Origin of the sequence: Caballeronia zhejiangensis (assembly GCF_022879815.1) — a bacterium.
Lineage (GTDB): Bacteria > Pseudomonadota > Gammaproteobacteria > Burkholderiales > Burkholderiaceae > Caballeronia > Caballeronia zhejiangensis.
The window spans coordinates 1024401-1042604 of the sequence record NZ_CP084285.1 but is presented as its reverse complement, the minus strand read 5'-3'; the positions used below and the strand labels follow the sequence as shown (position 1 = coordinate 1042604).

16 protein-coding genes are annotated in these 18204 nt (G+C 61.1%); 5 read left to right on the top strand and 11 right to left on the bottom strand.

The window, feature by feature from the left end:
* Positions 1–3 precede the first annotated feature (3 nt).
* Both LDZ23_RS25915 and LDZ23_RS25910 read right to left on the bottom strand, forming a co-directional pair.
* Positions 4–2238, bottom strand: a complete 2235-nt coding sequence (locus LDZ23_RS25915; RefSeq protein WP_008347790.1) for a xanthine dehydrogenase family protein molybdopterin-binding subunit — start codon at positions 2236–2238, stop codon at positions 4–6.
* 1 nt (position 2239) lies between these two features.
* The gene (locus LDZ23_RS25910) at positions 2240–2695 is read right to left on the bottom strand and encodes a (2Fe-2S)-binding protein (protein WP_008347788.1); all 456 of its coding nucleotides are present in this window, start codon (positions 2693–2695) and stop codon (positions 2240–2242) included.
* Between the two features lie 769 nt (positions 2696–3464).
* Between LDZ23_RS25910 and LDZ23_RS25900 the strand changes: the two genes are divergently transcribed.
* Positions 3465–4589, top strand: coding sequence for a VIT1/CCC1 transporter family protein (locus LDZ23_RS25900; protein WP_008347784.1), 1125 nt, complete (start codon positions 3465–3467; stop codon positions 4587–4589).
* 120 nt (positions 4590–4709) lie between these two features.
* Here LDZ23_RS25900 and LDZ23_RS25895 read toward each other — a convergent pair whose 3' ends face one another.
* From LDZ23_RS25895 to LDZ23_RS25870, 6 genes are read right to left on the bottom strand one after another with little or no spacing between them, the layout of a single operon-like run.
* Positions 4710–5780, bottom strand: a complete 1071-nt coding sequence (locus LDZ23_RS25895) for an erythritol/L-threitol dehydrogenase (protein ID WP_008347782.1) — start codon at positions 5778–5780, stop codon at positions 4710–4712.
* Between the two features lie 41 nt (positions 5781–5821).
* The gene (locus LDZ23_RS25890; protein ID WP_008347780.1) at positions 5822–6568 is read right to left on the bottom strand and encodes an SDR family oxidoreductase; all 747 of its coding nucleotides are present in this window, start codon (positions 6566–6568) and stop codon (positions 5822–5824) included.
* Between the two features lie 10 nt (positions 6569–6578).
* A complete protein-coding gene (locus tag LDZ23_RS25885; RefSeq protein WP_008347778.1) occupies positions 6579–7559 on the bottom strand; it encodes a sugar-binding transcriptional regulator in 981 nt (326 codons plus the stop codon).
* A gap of 34 nt (positions 7560–7593) precedes the next feature.
* Entirely contained in the window at positions 7594–8445 is an 852-nt protein-coding gene (locus LDZ23_RS25880; RefSeq protein WP_008347776.1) for a carbohydrate ABC transporter permease, read from the bottom strand.
* Positions 8446–8456: 11 nt separating this feature from the next.
* Entirely contained in the window at positions 8457–9371 is a 915-nt protein-coding gene (locus LDZ23_RS25875) for a carbohydrate ABC transporter permease (RefSeq protein WP_008347774.1), read from the bottom strand.
* A gap of 43 nt (positions 9372–9414) precedes the next feature.
* Positions 9415–10785, bottom strand: a complete 1371-nt coding sequence (locus LDZ23_RS25870; protein WP_008347772.1) for an ABC transporter substrate-binding protein — start codon at positions 10783–10785, stop codon at positions 9415–9417.
* Positions 10786–10975: 190 nt separating this feature from the next.
* Here LDZ23_RS25870 and LDZ23_RS25865 point away from each other — a divergent pair, with 190 nt between their 5' ends.
* Positions 10976–12097 carry an ABC transporter ATP-binding protein gene (locus LDZ23_RS25865; protein WP_008347770.1) on the top strand — a complete coding sequence of 374 codons (1122 nt, stop codon included), beginning with the start codon at positions 10976–10978 and terminating at the stop codon, positions 12095–12097.
* A 452-nt stretch (positions 12098–12549) separates the two neighbouring features.
* Positions 12550–13419, top strand: a complete 870-nt coding sequence (locus LDZ23_RS25860; RefSeq protein ID WP_008347768.1) for an EAL domain-containing protein — start codon at positions 12550–12552, stop codon at positions 13417–13419.
* Positions 13420–13496: 77 nt separating this feature from the next.
* Here LDZ23_RS25860 and LDZ23_RS25855 read toward each other — a convergent pair whose 3' ends face one another.
* Positions 13497–15404, bottom strand: a complete 1908-nt coding sequence (locus tag LDZ23_RS25855; RefSeq protein ID WP_008347767.1) for a M60 family metallopeptidase — start codon at positions 15402–15404, stop codon at positions 13497–13499.
* Here LDZ23_RS25855 and LDZ23_RS25850 point away from each other — a divergent pair.
* Positions 15403–15585 carry a hypothetical protein gene (locus tag LDZ23_RS25850; protein ID WP_008347765.1) on the top strand — a complete coding sequence of 61 codons (183 nt, stop codon included), beginning with the start codon at positions 15403–15405 and terminating at the stop codon, positions 15583–15585. The two genes, LDZ23_RS25855 and LDZ23_RS25850, sit on opposite strands and share 2 nt — an antisense overlap.
* A gap of 45 nt (positions 15586–15630) precedes the next feature.
* On the opposite strand, the gene LDZ23_RS25845 is transcribed toward LDZ23_RS25850, so the two are convergent.
* The gene (locus tag LDZ23_RS25845; RefSeq protein WP_008347763.1) at positions 15631–15918 is read right to left on the bottom strand and encodes a DUF4148 domain-containing protein; all 288 of its coding nucleotides are present in this window, start codon (positions 15916–15918) and stop codon (positions 15631–15633) included.
* An 87-nt stretch (positions 15919–16005) separates the two neighbouring features.
* On the bottom strand, positions 16006–16449 hold the full coding sequence (locus LDZ23_RS25840) for a MarR family winged helix-turn-helix transcriptional regulator (protein WP_008347760.1): 444 nt from the start codon (positions 16447–16449) through the stop codon (positions 16006–16008).
* Between the two features lie 145 nt (positions 16450–16594).
* Here LDZ23_RS25840 and LDZ23_RS25835 point away from each other — a divergent pair, with 145 nt between their 5' ends.
* Positions 16595–18136: a DHA2 family efflux MFS transporter permease subunit gene (locus LDZ23_RS25835; protein WP_033536180.1), complete on the top strand. Its 1542-nt coding sequence runs from the start codon at positions 16595–16597 to the stop codon at positions 18134–18136.
* Positions 18137–18204: the final 68 nt, after the last annotated feature.

Below are 18204 nucleotides of genomic sequence, written 5' to 3'. Positions count from 1 at the left end.
TCCTCAGGCGCTACGCAATTGATCGCCTACGGGCAAGCGCCTCAATCGCTTGCCCGTTGCGGCATGGATCGCATTCGTGATAGCCGGCGCAAGCGCCGCTGTGCCTGGTTCGCCGATGCCGCCAGGAGCTTCCGTGCTTTTGACGATATGCACCTCCACCGGCGGCGTTTCGTGAATGCGCAGCATTCGATAGTCGGTGAAATTGCTTTGTTCGACGCGTCCGTCCTTGATCGTGATTTCGCTATAGAGCGCGGCTGTAATGCCGAATATGATGCCGCCCTGCACTTGCGCTTCAACCGTATTGGGATTGACGACCATGCCGCAATCGACGGCGCACACGATGCGATTCACCTTCACCTCGCCGTCTTTGTCGACAGCGACATCCGCGACGATGGCGAAGAAACTGCCGAATGCGTGCATCACCGAAACGCCGCGCCCTTGTCCCTGCGGCACGGATTGCTGTCCCCAGCCCGCCGCCTGCGTCGCGACATCGAGCACGTTGCGTGCGCGCGGCGACTTGCCAAGCAGATCTCGCCGATACTTGACGGGGTCGACTTTCGCCTGCACGGCCAATTCGTCGATAAAGCTTTCCACGACGAACGTGCCACGCGTCGGTCCCACGCCGCGCCAGAATGCGGTGGGCACGTCATGCGGTTCGAGCCGCACATAGTCGACGAGCTGATTGGGCAAGTCGTACGGAAGATCGGATGCCACTTCGACGGCATCGGGATCGACCCCATCCTTTACTGCCGGCGGCGCAAAACGCGCAAGCACAGACGACCCGACGATGCGATGCGTCCATGCAACCGGCTTGCCGTTGGCATCGAGTCCCGCAGATAACTTGTCGTAATAGCACGGCCGATACATGTCGTGCTGAATGTCTTCCTCGCGCGACCACGTTACTTTGACTGGAACGCCGAGCGCCTTGCCGATCTTGAGCGCCTGCGTGGCCATGTCGAATTCGAGCCGCCTGCCGAAGCCGCCGCCGAGCAAATGGTTATGCACATGAATCTTTTCCGCAGGCAAGCCAGTCGCTTTCATTCCGGCATCGCGGATACGCGTGGGCACTTGTGTGCCAAGCCAAATATCGCAACCATCCGGGCGCACGTGCACCGTGCAGTTGATCGGCTCCATCGTCGCATGCGCGAGAAACGGCTGAACGTACACCGCATCGACGCGCGTCTTCGCATTGGAAAACGCATTGTCGACATTCCCTTCCTTACGCGCCACCGCGCCCGTGCGCTGCGATGCATTGGCCATGTCGTCGACGATCTGCTTCGTCGATACGTTGGCGCTCGCGCCTTCGTTCCATTGAATCTGCAAGGCAGCCGCGCCGCGTTTGGCGGCCCACGTATGATCGCCGATCACCGCGACGCCATTGTCGAACTTTACGATCTGACGCACGCCGGGAATCTTCTTCGCATTGCTGTCGTCGACGGATGCGAGCGTTCCGCCGAACACGGGGCAATTCACGATCGCTGCATACACCATGTCGGGTAAGCGCACATCGAGACCGAACATTGCAGTGCCATCGACCTTCTCTGGCGAATCGAGCCTTTTCGCCGGCGTGCCGACGATCTTGAAGTTATTCGGATCCTTTAATTTGATGTCTTGCGGAACGGGCAATTTCGCGGCCGCTTCGGCGAGCTCGCCATAACTCGCGCTACGTTCTCCCGATGCATGCATAACCTTGCCGCCTTGCGCCTGGCAAGACGATGGATCGCATTTCCATTCCTGCGCCGCCGCCGCGACGAGCATCATGCGTGCGGCCGCGCCCGCTTTGCGTAACGGCTCCCACGCATAGCGCACGGACGTCGAACCGCCTGTCAATTGACCGCCCAACAGCGGGTCCGTGAAAAGTTTTTCGTTCGGCGGCGCATGATCGATCGTGACGCTATCGAGCGGCACTTCGAGCTCCTCGGCTATCAACATGGGCAACGCGGTATAGACGCCTTGTCCCATTTCGACCTTCGGCATGATGAGCACGACCTTGCCGCTCTTGTCGATCTGCACGAACGCATTCGGTGCGAATACGCCTTCTTGCGCGGACTCGACGCCATCGCCTCCGATAACCGACTTGCCTTTGCCCTGATCCTGGCTCGCGGCCGGCAAGCTGAAGCCGATCAGCAATCCGCCGCTTGCAGCGACGCCGGCGGTCACGCCGAACTTCAGAAACGTGCGGCGCGACAATCCCGCGCGAGCCGCATGACGCCCCGCCTCGATCAATCCTTGCGACATGTCACGCCTCCTTTGCGGCCTGCTTGATGGCGGCGCGAATGCGGTGATAAGTGCCGCAGCGGCAGATGTTGCCCGCCATCGCGGCATCGATATCGGAGTCGTTGGGATCGGAGACTGTCGCGAGCAATGCCGCGGCGGACATGACTTGTCCAGACTGACAGTACCCGCATTGCACGACATCGAGCGAACGCCAGGCCGCTTGCACTTTCTTGCCGGCGGGTGTTTCGCCGATGCCTTCGATCGTCGTCACCTTGCGATCGCCAACGGCGGCAATCGGTAAAACGCATGAACGAACCGCGACGCCATCGAGGTGAACGGTACACGCACCGCATTGCGCAATGCCGCAGCCGAATTTGGTTCCTGTGAGTCCTACGATGTCGCGCAATACCCAGAGAAGCGGCATGTCGGGTGGCGCATCGACCGAATGATTCTGGCCGTTAATGGAAAGCGTGGTCATGAGCGCTCCGGCTTTTTGAGTGGTTTCAGCGGATATCGCAAATAGCCGACTGTGTGGGGCGCCAGTCGGTTTTAGGCATCGGGATTGTAGCGCCGCTTTAAAAATCGAGCTTGGATCGTGTAGCGCCTGCGGATAGCTTCGCTAATACGCATCGATTTGGTGCGCGGCCTTGAAGTAGTTCTTTGATTGCCTAAAACTCCGACTGCTCGCTCATTCGATTCTTTTGCTGGCCTGGGCTCGGATTCGAAGTGGATAAGTGCAAAGGACAGTTAGTTGCATCGCTAATCGATTGATACCGATTGATACCTTCGCCTAGCGTCGGCATCGTTTCGTTCAATAAAGCTCGCAAGCGCGCGACTCGCCTGAGATCGCGGTGATAACCAACCATACGTCTCTTCCGGCTGGCGCTACACCAACATCGAGGCGCTTGAGGCGCGCATCGGCATCGCCTGACGGACACGGCAATACCGCATAGCCGGCACCCGATGCGCACATCGTTGCCTGCGCATCGCGATTGTTGCTGCCGAAAACGATCTTCGCTTTAGGCGAAACACGCTCCTCGCTGCCGCGCCGAACGTACCGCTTCGCGCAGTCGCGAGAAAGATTCGCACGTCGCTCCATTCGAGATTCAATCAAGCCCCATCTAAACAATGACGACGATGAGACGCGATTCAATTCTCACTCAGCGCGCATCGTAGGGCTATTAGCAACGCGACATGTCGTTCGTCTTTACTCTTGAATCAACGAGACGAACGAAAAAGGTGACGTCATGGCGTCCCAGACGGAACTCAAGCGCTTTACCTCCAATCTCGCGGACGAACTCGACAGCGCCGCGCTCTACGACACGCTCGCACGAGCGGAAAAGCAGGACGACAAGCGGCGCGTCTATGCCGAGCTGGCCGAAGCGGAGCGCCGTCATGCGGACATATGGGCCGCGAAATTGCGCGCGAATGGCGTGTCCGTTCGAACGCATCGCATCAGCGCAAAAACGCGGATCATGCGTACGCTCGCACGCGCGTTCGGACCGGACTTCGTGTTGCGCTCGGTCGCCGCAAACGAAATGGCCGATCGCGATAAATATGCCGGCCAACCCGATGCCGCGCAGATGTCGGCGGAAGAGCGGCATCACGCGGATATCGTGCAGGAAGTCGCGAGTCGCAGCAAAGGGCTGAGTAAAGGCGGTGCGATCGCAGCGGCCGAGTCGTGGCATCGCGGCGTCGCATCGGGCAACGATTTACGTGCCGCAGTGCTCGGCGCGAACGATGGCCTCGTGTCGAACTTTTGCCTCATCATGGGCGTCGCGGGTGCAGGCAGCGATAGCAAAACGGTCCTGCTCACGGCGTTCGCGGGACTCATCGCGGGCGCGGCATCGATGGCGCTCGGCGAATGGCTCTCTGTCACGAATGCGCGCGAACTCGCGCGCACGCAAATCGCGCGGGAGAAGGACGAGCTCGATCATATGCCCGACGCGGAGCGGCATGAGCTCGCGCTCATCTATCAGGCAAAGGGCATCGATGCAGCCGAAGCGAAACGCGTCGCCGCGCAAATCATGCGCGACAAGGACAAGGCGCTCGACACGCTGACGCGCGAAGAACTCGGCCTCGATCCGCGCGAGTTGGGCGGCAATCCCTGGACGGCCGCGCTCGCATCGTTCACGTTGTTCGCCGTGGGCGCGATCATTCCGGCCATCGCCTTTCTTTGGGCAAGCGGTACGGAAGGCATCGTGCAATGCATCGTTTTGAGCGGACTCGGGCTTGCGGGCATCGGCGTGTTCACGTCGCTGTTCAATGGACGGGGCGCGCTGTTTTCCGCCGTGCGACAAGCGTTGATCGGAATGATCGCGGCCGCTTGCACATATGGAATCGGCAAGTTGCTGGGCGTGTCGCTTTCGTGAACGATGCGCCATGCAATGCAACGCATGGCGCATGGGTTTCACATCATCAGATCCTGAACGACTCGAACGTCTCCGGCGCGAACGCATGCATCGGAATCGCGACGCGCACGCCGGCAGTCGTTACGGCTTGAGCAGCACCTTGATCGAATCGAGCGAATTCGCGATCCTGATGGCTTCGTCCCACTCGTCGAGCGTGAAGCCATGCGTGACGATGCCCTTCGACGTGACGAGTCCGCGCGCGAGCAGATCGATCGCGATCGGATAGCAATACGGTCCGAGATGCGCGCCGCGCACGTCGAGCTCCTTGCGATCCCCGATGATCGACCAGTCGACGGTTGTATCCGCGCCGAACACGGAGAACTCGACGAAGCGGCCGAGCTTGCGAATCAGCTCCAGTCCTTGCGTAACGCCCGCAGGAACGCCGGTCGTTTCGATATATACGTCGCAGCCATAGCGATCGGTGATCGCGCGAATCGTTTCGAGCGCATCGTCGGTCTTCGGGTTGATCGTGATGTCCGCGCCGTACTCGCGCGCCAACGCGAGCCGCTCTTCGACGAGATCGATCACGACGAGCTTCTTCGGCGTCTTCAGATGCGCGACTTGCGTCATCATCAGACCGAGTGGCCCCGCGCCCGCGATCACAACGACATCGCTCAACTGGATATCGCCGCGATTTACCGTATGGATCGCGCACGCAAGCGGCTCGATGATCGCCGCATCTTCCAGTGAAATGCCGTCCGGAATCTTATGCACGATCGCCGTCGGCGGAAAGCGCATGTATTCGGCCATGCCGCCATCGGCGACTTCGCGCTGGAAGCCGAAGATGTTATGCACTTCGCACATCCAGTACTCGCCCGACTTGCAATAGCGGCATTTCGCACAAGGCACGATTTGCTCGGCAATCACGCGATCGCCCTTCTTCACGCCAAAATGTTCTTCCGCGCCCTCGCCCAGTTCTTCGACATAACCGAAGAACTCGTGTCCCGGAATGACCGGCGCCTTGACCCACGGATTCGGGCCGCCCCAGAACATCTTCGCGCCCGACCAGCATTTGCAATCGCTCGCGCAAATGCCGCATGCCGCAATGCGGATCACGAGTTCGTTTCTCGCCGCGCTCGGGCGTTGCACGCGTTCGACGCGATAGTCTTTCGGCGCGCGGCATACGATCGCGGTCATCTGTGAATCGGCCATTACAAGTCTCCGGTGTCGTTGATTGAATCGCGAAGCTAATCTCAGCGCGCCTGAAATCCGCCATCGACCAACAGGCTCACGCCGCTGACCATGCTCGAATCGTCGGAAAGCAGATAGGCAATCGTGCGCGCGACTTCCACCGGCTCCACGAAGCGGTTCATCGGAATGCGCGCAAGCATCGGTTCGGATTTTGCGGGATCGCTCCACGCTCTTTCACCCATCGGGGTCATCGTGACGGTCGGGAGCACCGCGTTCACGCGTATGCCGTGCGGGCCGAGCTCGTTGGCCATGACGCGCGTCATCGCGTCGAGTCCGCCTTTCGATGCGCAATACGACGCGTGCAGCGCGAAGCCCACATTCGCCGACAGGCTCGATACGTTCACGATCGAACCGCCCGCGCCACGCGCGATCATGTTCTTCGCGCACTCTTGCGCGACGATCATCGCTGCGCGCACGTTGACGTTCATCGTCAGATCGAAGGCTTCGACGGTCGTATCGAGAAACGGCTCCAACACCGCGATGCCCGCGTTGTTCACGAGCAGATCGACGGGCTGAACGGCGCGCGCCGCTTCGCGTGCGGCGTCGGCATCGGCGAGATCGGCGGCAATGATCTCGCAACCCGTCTCCTTCTTCAGCAGATCGAGATCGGCTGCGCTGCGGCTCAATGCAATGACACGCGCGCCACGCTCGATCAGCAGATGAACCGTTGCATGACCGATGCCCTTGCCCGCCCCCGTGACGAGCACGGTCTTGCCCGCGAATTCGCGATTTCTGTCGATGGTCGTCATGGTGTCGTCTTCAGGGCTCGTCGCACAGGCGTCTTGCGGTGTCCTCGTCGGTCACGAGCACGGATGGATAACGCCCGCGCAATGCCGCGCGCGTGACATGAAATTTCTTCTTGCCGCCGCTCACGAGAATCACGCGTTTGATCTTGCGCAGGTCGTCCAGCGTGATCGCAACGGTGCGTCGATTCAACGGATGATCGATCAGCTCCCCGTCTTCATCCATGAAGTGGCCGAGCATGTCGCCGACCGCGCCCGCCTTCTGCAACGTGCGCAATTGCTCCGGATTGTCGATGCCGTATGTCACGACGAGCGATTCCGTCAGATCGCCGCACGTCAGCAAGGCGAGATCGGCACTGCGCGCGAGTTCATAGGTCTCGCGCACGGTTTCTTCCTGCAGGATCACGTCGCGCGCTTTCTGGCTGCTCACGTAGATCGGCGCGGCGAACAGATAACTGTCGGCGCGGCAGATGTTCGCGAAGTCCGACACGATATCGAACGTATTGATACTCGGGCAATGCGACAGCCCGCCCTGCAGCGACACCGCCGACACCGCGCCGTACGTGCGCTGCGGCAGCGCGCGCAACACGGCGCGGATCGTGCGGCCCCAGCCGAGGCCGATAGTTTGCCCTGCAACTATCTGCCTCGCGAAGTACGACGCCGCGCCGATGCCGAGCGCCGCATTGTTCGCCTCGTTGTTCGCGCCGCTCGGCACGACCACCGCGCATTCGAGGCCGAAGCGTTTCGCGAGCGCTTCTTCCAGCGCGACGCATGGCACGATCTTGCTATTGATCGTGATCTGCACGAGGCCGGACTCGCGGCTCGCCGCAAGCAGCCGGTTCACGCGCACGCGATTGCTTCCGATCCGCTGCGCGATTTCCTGCTGCGTCAGATTGCCGACGTAGTAATGCCACGCGACGCGCGCCTGCAGTTCTTCTTCCGAATCGATGGAATCGTCCGCTTCCGCGATGGCGATGGGCGGTGCGCTCTTGCTCATGTTGTCCTGTTGTTCAATGAAAGGCCGCGCGATTTTATTTCACCGCGCCCATCGTGAGCCCTTGCACCAATCGCCCGGACACGGCCAGCGCGAACACGACCATGGGCAGCACGATCAGCGTGCCCGTCGCCATGATCTCGCCCCAGGGCAATTCATAACCGCTCATGTAGCTCGTTGCCGCAACCGGCGAGGTAATCGCGTCGCTGCGCGTGAGCACGAGCGCATAGAGCAGATCGTTCCACGAGAAGATGAACGCGAAGATCGCCGATACGACGATGCCCGGCATCGCGAGCGGCAGATTGATGCGCCAGAACACGCGCCACGGCGATGCGCCATCGAGACGCGCGGCTTCGTCGAGCTCGACGGGAATGTTGCGGAACTGGTCCGTGCAGATCCATACGACGATGGGCAGCGAGAACGTCAGATACAGCAGGATCAGCACGATATGCGTATCGACGAGATCGAGCTTCGTCGCGATCAGAAAGAACGGCACCGCGAGCACGACGGGGCTCACCATGCGGTTCGAGATGAACCAGAACCAGAGGTCTTCCTTGCCGCGAAATTCGTAGCGCGCGAGCGCATAAGCGGCTGGCGTGCCAAGCAGGATAGCGAGGACGGTCGTGCTGCTCGCGATGATGAGCGAGTTCAGCAAACTGCTCGCGACGTCATGTTCGAACAGTGCTGCCGAGTAGTGATGAAACGTCGGCGAGAACAGCCATTTCGGCGGATACGCGAGCGCATCGGCCTGACTCTTGAGGCTCGTCGTGACCATCCAGTAGAACGGAAACACCGACGACATGAACACTACGACGAGGCCCAGAAAGTGCCATACAGTAGCGCGTTTTCTTGCCGCGCGTGCGCGCTTTGCGCGTTGCGTGCCTTGCATGCCTATCGAACTCACGCGGCCTCCCGATACACGAAGCGAATATAGAGACGCGACAGCACGATCGTCAGAATGAGCAGGATGATCGCCTGTGCGGAAGCCATGCCCTGATCGAAGAGACGAAAGCCGACGCGCTGGATATAGACGCTGATGAATTCCGTCGCGGCGCCGGGCCCGCCGCGCGTCATCGTGAAGACGGCGTCGAACATCTTCAGCATATCGGCGGAACGAAGAATCAGAATCGCAGTGAGACCCGGAAGAAGATACGGACGCTGCAGGTGCCACAAAATCATGCTCCACTTCGGCGTTTCGAGGCGCGCTGCTTCTTCGGCTTCCTTCGGCACCATCGAAAGCCCGGCAAGCAGGATCAGCGCGCAGAAGGGCGTCCATTGCCAGATATCCATGATCATCACGGAGACGAACGCGAGCGTCGGGTCCGCAAGCCAGTCCTGCGGCGGAATGCCGATGAGACCTGTCAGATAGTTCGCCACGCCGAACTGCCGATTGAATATCAGGCGGCCGATGAGCCCGACCACCGCATACGTCGTCGCCATCGGAATGACGAGACTCACGCGCGCCGCCGCGCGCATCCACGGCAGCTCCGTGCGATGCAACAGCAGCGCTGCAAAGAGCCCGAGCGCGACTTCGATCGGCAAGGTCACGCACAGGAACAATGCCGTGCGTCCGAGCGCTTCCCAGAAGGTCGGATCGGTCAGCGTCGCGATGTAGTTATCGACGCCGACGAACGGCGTGCCCGAGGCCAGGTCCGCGAGCTTGTATTGATGAAACGAGTTATAGAGCGCAAGCAGTAGCGGATAGATGCCGATGATCGCGAGCGCCGCGATCGCGGGTATCAGGAACCAGAAGGCGGGCGAACGCGGCAGGACGCCGAAGTAGCGCGCGGGCTTGCGCGGTCCGCGCGCATGCATTACAGGTGATGCCATTCGATCGCCTCCGGTCCCGTGAACAGAATTACTTCAGCAAAGGCTTCTTGCCGTCGTAATAGCCCGCTTTCTTCAGGATGTCCTCGGTCTTCTGACCGATGGTCTGCGCGCCCTCCTTCACCGTCACCTGGCCGAGCATCATCTTGCTGCCCCATTCGCCGATAACTTCTGAAATCGCCGGCCACTCCGGGAAGCGCGGACGATAATCCGGCACGCCGCCCTGCCACGATTCGACCATCGGCTTCACGAACGGATACTTGTCCTGCACGGCCTTGTCCTCATAGATCGCCATGCGCGCCGGCACGCCGCCCGCTTCGAGATAAGGCTTCGCCATGGCTTCGGACGTGATCCATTGAATGAAGAGCCACGACGCGGCCTGCTTCTTCGCATTCGACTTCGCGTTCACTGCAAGCGAGAAGCCGCCGAGCGCGGGCTTAAGTCCGGCCGGTCCCTTCGGTTCGGTCGTGATCGCGAGACAGTTGCCGATCTTCGACTTGCTCGGATCGGTGAGCGTCGGATAGAACGCGGACCATTCGGTAATCATCGCGACCTGTCCTTGCGCAAGCGCGTTGACCGCTTCGGCGTGATCGAAGTCGACGATGCCCGGCGGCATGTACTTCATCAGCTTCTGCCGATATTCGAGGCCCGCCTGCGATTGCGGCGACATCAGATTCGACTTGAACTTCGCATCGAGAAGCGACCCGCCGTTCGGCCACAGCACGCGCATGAAGCTATCGGCCGACTGCGTTTCGCCTCGCCGCGATTGCAGCGCGAACGCGAACTTGTCGCCCTTCGTGAGCTTCGGCGCGTAGGTGTTGAGCAAGTCGTCCCAGGTCTTCGGCGGCTCGTCGAAGCCCGCGTCCTTCAACATGCACTTGTTGTAGAACATCAGGCCCGAGTAGTTATCGAACGGCAGGCCGTAGGTGACCTTGTCCCACGAGCCGAACGAATCGAGCAGGATCGGAAAGAAGCCCTTCAGGTTGAGATTCGGATCCGCGAGCTTCGGATCGTCGGTGAACTTCTTGATCGGCACGAGCCACTTGTTGCTCGCGAATTCGCCGATCCACACGACGTCCACGAGCACGATGTCCTGGTCGCCGCCGCCGACGAAGTTGAGCACTTCCTTTTCGCGCGTATTCTCATAGGGAATCACTTCCCAGCGCACCTTGATGCCCGTTTCCTTTTCGAACTGCGGAATGAGTTGCTGCGCGGCCTTGTAGCCGGGACGATCGAGAAAGATGGCCTTGATCGTGGTGCCCGAATACGGCTGCGCCGCTTCCTTCAGAGTCCAGGCCTGCGCGTTCGATGTTGCGAACGCCGCGCTCGCCGTGAGGAGCGCGACTGCCGCGGCGTGTTTGATCGGACCGGCTTGCATGGCCGGAATGAAGCGCTTCTTCATGCCTGTCTCCTTGGTATTTTTCGAGCGGATACGGCTTCTCTGGTGCGTTCCTTCGTGATCCCTGGTGCGCGTCGTTTCACTTGTAATTTCGGTTTTACAATTGTATATTTTGGCGCGAACAGCTTGTCAAGAACAAATTCGACGACGCATCGGATGCTGCGCTGCCGCAGCAGCAAACGGGAGACAACGCATGAGCGCAGTTCATTTGCAGCAGATCGGCAAGGCATTCGCTGGCGTCGACGTGCTGAAGGGCGTCGACATAGAAGTGACCGATCGCGAGTTCATGGTTTTCGTCGGTCCTTCGGGATGCGGAAAGTCGACCTTGCTTCGCACCATCGCCGGACTCGAACGCTGCGACTCAGGGCAAGTACTGATTGGCGGCGAGGACGTCACCGAACTCGAGCCTTCGCAACGCGGCGTCGCGATGGTGTTTCAGTCGTATGCGCTTTATCCGCACATGTCGGTGTACGAGAACATCGCGTTCGGTTTGCGCATGCTCAAGTTGCCCGAAGCGCAGATCAAGGAACGCGTGCATCGCGCGGCCGAGATCTTGCAGATCGGCCAGTTGCTCGAACGGCGTCCGCGCGCGCTGTCGGGCGGGCAGCGTCAGCGCGTGGCGATCGGCCGGTCCATCGTACGCGAGCCGAAAGTCTTTCTCTTCGACGAGCCGCTCTCCAATCTCGACGCCGCATTGCGCGTGCAGATGCGCCTCGAACTCATCAAGCTGCACAAGCAGCTCAATGCGACGATGATCTACGTCACGCACGATCAGACCGAAGCGATGACGATGGCCGATCGCATCGTCGTGCTGAATCATGGACGCGTCGAACAGATCGGCTCGCCGCTGGAGCTGTATCGCACGCCGCACAATCGCTTCGTCGCGGGTTTCATCGGCTCGCCGAAAATGAACTTCATGGATGTGCGCGTGATGCGCGTGGATGCTATGGGCGTCACCATCGAATTGCCGGGCGGCGAGTCGTTGACGCTGCCGTTCGCGGCTTCGTCCGTGCACGCGGGCGAGACGCTTACGCTTGGCATCCGGCCCGAGCATTTCGTCGAATCGGGCGGCGGCGATATCGACAGCGGCCTTGCAGGCGAAGTCATGGTGATCGAGCATCTCGGCGGCGAGACGCTGCTGCATGTCCGTTTGCCGAACGAACTCGTGATTCAGGTGAAAGGCTCGGGCGAATCGACGGCCGTCGAAGGACAGCGCCTGAACGCGGGCTTCAGCATTCGCCATGTGCATCTGTTCCGCGAGGATGGCAGCGCGCTGGAACGCATGCGCCCTGTCGCCGAAACCGCGACCGCCTGACGGTCGACGTCGCGGAAAGACTGTCGTAAGCGAAGACAGCGGCATACCCATGCTCATCGACCGGCGGTCGCCTGTGCGGAAGCGCCGCGTGTCCCATTTTTGGTGCGCGCCGCCGTTCGCAGCGATCATTTTCCCGGCGCCGGCACTAGTCGGGATTACAAATGTTCCGGAATCGCTATATACAAAACTGCAAAACGCCATGCCGATGCAGCGCAATATGTGCTTGCGTTATGTGCGCCAGCCCACACAGACCATCACGCGTTACGGTTGCGTACGTGACTAGGGATGGCTGAACGATGCGTCCACACGCAAGCGCAAACGCTCCCCTTAAGAGGCAAACGTTGTCTCCAAGGGGCTCACCGAATTTACTTGGATTGGACGACGCGCGATCATAGTTTCTGGCACGACTCGTGCAACCGCTTCCACGACCAACTGGGAGGGATGGCTAGAGCATGAAAAGAACGACACACGGCTCGCCTGTCGCGAAAGCCGCGCCGGAGTCAGATCATGCATTCAGGCATCGCATACTCGAAGGCCTAAAGGCCGGAGAATTCTGCATCGCCTATCAGGGAATCTACCGAGTCCACGGCGGCGAACTCGCGCAAATGGAAGCGCTCATTCGCTGGCGTCATCCGGAATACGGCGTATTGCTGCCAGGCGCATTCAGCGAGGCGTTCAAGGACGCCGACATCATGCGCGAACTGACATGGTTCGTGCTGGACGCGGTCGCGTCCGAAATTGGCGAGTGGCGCGAAAGTGGCGGCGCACACTATTCGGTCGCCGTGAACGTCCCGCCATCGGTCGCGGCGTTGCCGGGCTTCGCCGAGCGGATGGAATCGATTTGCCGCGCGCACGACATCACGCCCGATTGCATCGAACTCGAACTGCTGGAAAGCGAGGATCTCGCGCGCATGCCGGCGATGCGCAAGGTCGTGCGGCGTCTCAAGAACAAGGGCGTGAGCGTCGCGATGGACGATTTCGGCACCGGCTATTCATGTCTCGCCGCGCTCGGACCGATCGACTTCGGCACCGTCAAGATCGCGAAGGAACTGCTCGCCGAAGCGCCGCGCTGCCCGAACGCGTGTCTGGTCTTTTCGTCGGTGCTCACGCTTCTTACGCGGCTGAAGGTGGCGATCGTCGTCGAAGGTGTGGAAACGGCCGCGCAGGCGCAATGGATTGCGCAGTGGCCGCACGTGCTCGCGCAGGGTTTCTTTCTCGCGCGACCCGCGTTCGGCATCGGTAATGTGCCGGGCGCGCTCATCGGCCGGCCGGGGACGCGGCGCAAAGAACAGCAGACCATTCGGCTCGCGGATGCAGCATGAGGAACTGAAGCGTTTCTGGCAGCCCTCGTAAAAGCCAGGACTTCGCCGACGCGTGCATGCGTCGGCGTTTTTTTGCCTTAAATCCGCGTGCGCGTCAAATCGGTCTTCGGCGCGCTCAGCTTCAGCCCGGCAATCGCCGCACGCGTGCCAGCATCGACCGGCAGTCCCCATCGCTCGAAGAAATCCGTCAGATCGAGATTGGCCGCCATGCACGCACGCAGCACGAAGCGTTGCACTTCGTTCTGGTCGCCGCCTTCATCCTCCGTCAGCGGATGCCGCCGATACAGCTTGTGCAGCCGCGCATAGAAGCCGTTGCCGAGTGCGCGGCGCAACTGCTCGTACATGACGAGCCTGATCCAGAGCGCTTCCGATGGCATCGGAAACGACGCATCGTCGAGAAAATTGCGTGACGGCTGCGCGAAATACTGCGCCGCGAGATCGATGCGATTCTTCTTGCCGCGCGCATCGACGACTTGCAGCAGCGGCGAAGGCATCGGCGTGCCGAGGCGTTCCAGCGCATGCAGCGAATAGACGTTCACCGTCGTCTCCGTCACGCCCGGCCATGTCCAGTCCCATTGCTGATACATGTGTCCCATCTCGTGCCATACGCCCCATTCGTCGGCTTTCGCGGGCTTGAGCAAGGTCTCGGCCGCGCTATTGAGCGGCAGGCCGATCATGTAGTACGTCGCGTAGAGATACGTGTTCTGCAACTCGGCGTGGGTCGAAATCGCGTCCTGCACGAAATGCACGCGCAACGGCGACGGCGCATCGAGTGCTTCCGTGCCATCGAGTCCGGACAGTTCGTCGTGATAGCCCATGATGCGCTCGACATAATCGAGCAATGCGGCCGGATCCGCTGCGCCCGACTTGTCGTACATGGCGCGCGCGACGGTGAACATCGTGCGCTTGCCGACCATCTCGACGAGCGGCGCATCCGCATGACGCTGCAGCATCGCGCGCCATTCGGCGGGCGTCGTCGCACCTTCGACATAGAACGGCACCGGCTTGCCGCCTTCGCGCACGATGACATCGATCGACGTACGTGGCCGCTCGTTGTATCCGCTGTCGATGTATTCGAAGTAGAGCAAGCCATCGCGCGATGCGACGAACGCGTTGCGTCCTTCGGTCGCGAGGATCGTTTGCGGATCGCCCGCGGCTTGCCGCCGATAGAAGCCGTTCTTGTTGCCGACCATGACGATGAGGCCATCGGGACCATCGTCGGCGAGACCGTTCACATCGATCACGACGGTTTCGCCCTTCGACACATACAGCCCCGACGGATGATAGTCAGTCCAGCGAAAACCGCCGAGCCGTTCGGCCTCGATCGCATCGGGTGCATACGCGCTCAAGTGATAGCGCCTGCCGATGTTGTCGTAAGTCGAGCGCGCCGAAGCATCGAGCGTGCGATACGCATGATCGCCGCCATCGCTTCCGGTCTTGTACAGACGCCACTGTCCGGCCTGCGCACTGACTTCGACGGACGCACCGTCGCGCAACGCATGATGCCCGACGACGAGTCCCGTCTTCGTGCCGGTGGCCGCGATGGTCACGACGTTCGCATCGGCTTCGATGCTCCAGTTCTGCCGCGCATCGCCCGATGGCGCTTCGAGCTCGACACGCGCGCCGAGCGTCACGTAACGTCCATATAGCTTCGAGTAAAGACGAAAGCCGCTGCCTTCCTTGTCGATGGTCCAGATCTGGCTCGCGGCGCGTTCGGGCGTCCACTCGGACTGCACGAGCGCGATCGTGCCATCGCGTTGCACTTGCGCGGTCAGCGCCTTGAAAGTTGCATTCGAAACGATATAGAAGTCGCCTTCCTCGACTTTCGCGCCTGCGCCGTAAGGCACCTGCATCGCCCCGGTCTTCGATGCGAAACGCGATACCCGCACCGCGTCGTGCGGATAAAACGTCACGGGCGCGTAGTAGCGCGATGCCGCGTGTGCGTCGCACAGGGCGAAGATCAACAGCCATGACCGCCATCGCATGCGTGGCCTCCCCGATACATCGGCCGTATTCCGGCTCTTCGTCGCATATCTGGAACTTGCGCCTGATGCCGAGATACTGCCGTATCCCGCCGTCGGCGTCGAGCCCGGACATCACGCGATTGCCGCATCATGCGTCGCGCGCTTTGCGATCAACGCGATCTCGTCGTATCGACTGCCTTAATGACGCGGATGGCGTTTTCCGCGTCGTCCCGGAACAAGCGTCCGATTACGGCGTCGATGCGGGCGCCGGCTTGCCCGCCTTCTGCGCATTGATCTTCGACTGCGCGTTTTGCAGATTCTGCGGATAGTTGGTCTGCTCGCCAGCGGGGTTGTAGCCGTTCTGCTCGAGTTGCTTCAGCTCGGCGTTCTTCTTCGCGCGCGCTTCCTTTCGCTGGGCTTTCTTGATCTGCTTCGGCGTGGATGCGGCCGTGTCTTGCGCCTGCGCGATGGGCATCGAGACGAAAGCGGCGACGGACAGCGCGAGGACGGCCAACGGTGCGGTGCGTTTGTTCATGATCGATCTTCTCCGGATGGATGGCGGCGCTGGACAACGACGCTTGCGGACAACGTTAAAGCAATCGGCGATCCAAGCGCGGATGAATCACCGATCGACGATACGGCTCAGATTGCCGCGCACGCGTTGCAGAAGCGCGATCAATTGCTCGCTTTCCTGCCGGCTGAAGCCCGCGAGCGCTTCTGCTGCGATCTCGTCGCCGACGCGCCGCGCGCGGTCGAGCGCCTTCTCCGCCTTCGCGGTCATGCGAACCTGACGCTCGCGACGATCGTCGGGATTCGGGCGGCGCTCGATCCAGCCGCCCTCTTCCATGCGATCGAGCAGACGGCCGGCGGAAATCGGCGCGACTTCCAGCAGCTCGGCGAGCCGCGCCTGATTGACCTCGCCGTAATGCGAGAGATACGCGAGCACGCGGCATTGCGCGCGCGTCAGATTGAGCGATGACTTCGCCAGCACGTCGAAGCGGTTGCCGCACAGGCGGTCCACGTCCGCGACCAGAAAGCCGAAGCGTTTGTCGAGTTGGGTTTCCATCGCGCGATTATATGTAACGCCTTTCGATGCGCGCATCTCGTGTACACCCGGTAATTGACCGCATTGCGCGAGATCGCGGCCGCTCTATAATAAGCCTGCTTATCATCATCGTACTTACAAAAGCCGCCGCCTTGCGGCCACGTCCATGTCCCTCGAAGTCCCCACGGAACGCGCCGCAGCGCCATTGAACCGCGGCATGCTGACTGTCTCGATCATGCTCGCCACGCTGATCCAGACGCTCGACAGCACCATCGCGAACGTCGCGCTGCCGCATATGCAGGGCACGCTGTCGGCGTCCCAGGACGAAATCACCTGGGTGCTGACCTCGTATATCGTCGCCGCCGCGATCGCTACGCCGCTCACTGGCTGGCTCTCGGACCAGTTGAGCGTGAAGAAGCTGCTGTGTATTTCGATTGCGGGTTTCACCGTCGCGTCGGCGTTTTGCGGGCTGTCGGAGACGCTCACGCAGATCGTCGCGTCGCGGCTGTTGCAGGGCGTGTTCGGGGCGTCGCTCGTGCCGCTGTCGCAATCGATCCTGCTCGACATCAATCCACGCGAGAAACAGGGCCAGGCGATGGCCGTCTGGGGCATGGGGGTGATGGTCGGTCCGATTCTCGGTCCGACGCTCGGTGGCTGGCTCACGGACAGCTACAACTGGCGCTGGGTCTTTTTCATCAACGTGCCGATCGGTGCGTTCGCGCTCTTCGGCGTAGTGACGTTTCTGCCCGCGCAGATCGCGCGCCGCGCGGTGAAGTTCGACGCGTTCGGCTTCGCGACGCTCGGCCTTGCGATCGGCGCGTTCCAAGCGATGCTCGATCGCGGCGAACAACTCGACTGGTTCGGATCGATGGAAATCCGCATCGAGGCGATTCTCGCGGCGCTGAGTTTCGTGTTCTTCATCGCGCATACGGCGACGGCCGGGTCGCGCTCGTTCTTCAAATATCAGTTGCTGAAGGACCGCAACTTCGCGACCGGAACGTGCTTCATCTTCGTGATCGGCGCGGTGATGTACGCGACGCGCGCGCTGTTGCCGCCGATGTTGCAGAACCTGATGAACTATCCGGTCGCGACGACAGGCCTCGTCACGGCGCCGAGCGGCGCGGGCACGATGATCGCGATGCTCGTCGCCGGACGCCTGCTGAAGCACATCGATGCGCGTGTCCTGCTGCTGTCGGGATTTCTGATTTCGGCGTTCGCGCTCTGGCAGATGATGCATTACACGATCGTGCTGTCGGCATCGGATATCGTTTGGCCGGGCGTGATTCAGGGCTTCGGGCTGGGACTCGTGTTCGTGCCGCTGTCGGCGCTGACGTTTTCGACGCTCACGCCCGAGTTGCGCGCGGATGGCACCGCGACTTACAGCCTGATGCGCAATATCGGCAGCAGTATCGGTATTTCGATCGTGCAGACGCTGATGACGCGCAACACGCAGGTCGCCCACGCGGACCTCGCCGCGCAAGTGACGCCGTTCAATCCGGCGATGCAGCCGATGCTGTCCGGCGGCTCGATGACGGACATGGCGATGCTCAATCAAACGATCACGCAGCAGGCTTCGATGATTGCTTATCTCAACGACTTCAAGCTGATGTTTGTCGCGACGTTGTTGGTGGTGCCGTTGCTGCTGCTGATCCGGCCGGCGAAGAAGGCCGCGGCGGAGGAGTCGGTGGCGCATGCGGCGATGGATTGAGGTTCGTGTTTGCGTCTTTTGTGTGGCTTTCCCTCGGGCTCGTTTCGTGAAATCCTGATTTCACAGGA

What these genes read in the sequence shown, in the direction of transcription:
- LDZ23_RS25860 (WP_008347768.1), top strand. Translation starts at nt 12,550, where the DNA reads ATGAAAAGAACGACACACGGCTCGCCTGTCGCGAAAGCCGCGCCGGAG.
- LDZ23_RS25885 (WP_008347778.1), bottom strand. Translation starts at nt 7,559, where the DNA reads ATGAGCAAGAGCGCACCGCCCATCGCCATCGCGGAAGCGGACGATTCC.
- LDZ23_RS25900 (WP_008347784.1), top strand. Translation starts at nt 3,465, where the DNA reads ATGGCGTCCCAGACGGAACTCAAGCGCTTTACCTCCAATCTCGCGGAC.
- LDZ23_RS25840 (WP_008347760.1), bottom strand. Translation starts at nt 16,449, where the DNA reads ATGGAAACCCAACTCGACAAACGCTTCGGCTTTCTGGTCGCGGACGTG.
- LDZ23_RS25865 (WP_008347770.1), top strand. Translation starts at nt 10,976, where the DNA reads ATGAGCGCAGTTCATTTGCAGCAGATCGGCAAGGCATTCGCTGGCGTC.
- LDZ23_RS25910 (WP_008347788.1), bottom strand. Translation starts at nt 2,695, where the DNA reads ATGACCACGCTTTCCATTAACGGCCAGAATCATTCGGTCGATGCGCCA.
- LDZ23_RS25880 (WP_008347776.1), bottom strand. Translation starts at nt 8,445, where the DNA reads ATGCAAGGCACGCAACGCGCAAAGCGCGCACGCGCGGCAAGAAAACGC.
- LDZ23_RS25895 (WP_008347782.1), bottom strand. Translation starts at nt 5,780, where the DNA reads ATGGCCGATTCACAGATGACCGCGATCGTATGCCGCGCGCCGAAAGAC.
- LDZ23_RS25870 (WP_008347772.1), bottom strand. Translation starts at nt 10,785, where the DNA reads ATGAAGAAGCGCTTCATTCCGGCCATGCAAGCCGGTCCGATCAAACAC.
- LDZ23_RS25875 (WP_008347774.1), bottom strand. Translation starts at nt 9,371, where the DNA reads ATGCATGCGCGCGGACCGCGCAAGCCCGCGCGCTACTTCGGCGTCCTG.
- LDZ23_RS25835 (WP_033536180.1), top strand. Translation starts at nt 16,595, where the DNA reads ATGTCCCTCGAAGTCCCCACGGAACGCGCCGCAGCGCCATTGAACCGC.
- LDZ23_RS25890 (WP_008347780.1), bottom strand. Translation starts at nt 6,568, where the DNA reads ATGACGACCATCGACAGAAATCGCGAATTCGCGGGCAAGACCGTGCTC.
- LDZ23_RS25915 (WP_008347790.1), bottom strand. Translation starts at nt 2,238, where the DNA reads ATGTCGCAAGGATTGATCGAGGCGGGGCGTCATGCGGCTCGCGCGGGA.
- LDZ23_RS25850 (WP_008347765.1), top strand. Translation starts at nt 15,403, where the DNA reads ATGCGTGGCCTCCCCGATACATCGGCCGTATTCCGGCTCTTCGTCGCA.
- LDZ23_RS25845 (WP_008347763.1), bottom strand. Translation starts at nt 15,918, where the DNA reads ATGAACAAACGCACCGCACCGTTGGCCGTCCTCGCGCTGTCCGTCGCC.
- LDZ23_RS25855 (WP_008347767.1), bottom strand. Translation starts at nt 15,404, where the DNA reads ATGCGATGGCGGTCATGGCTGTTGATCTTCGCCCTGTGCGACGCACAC.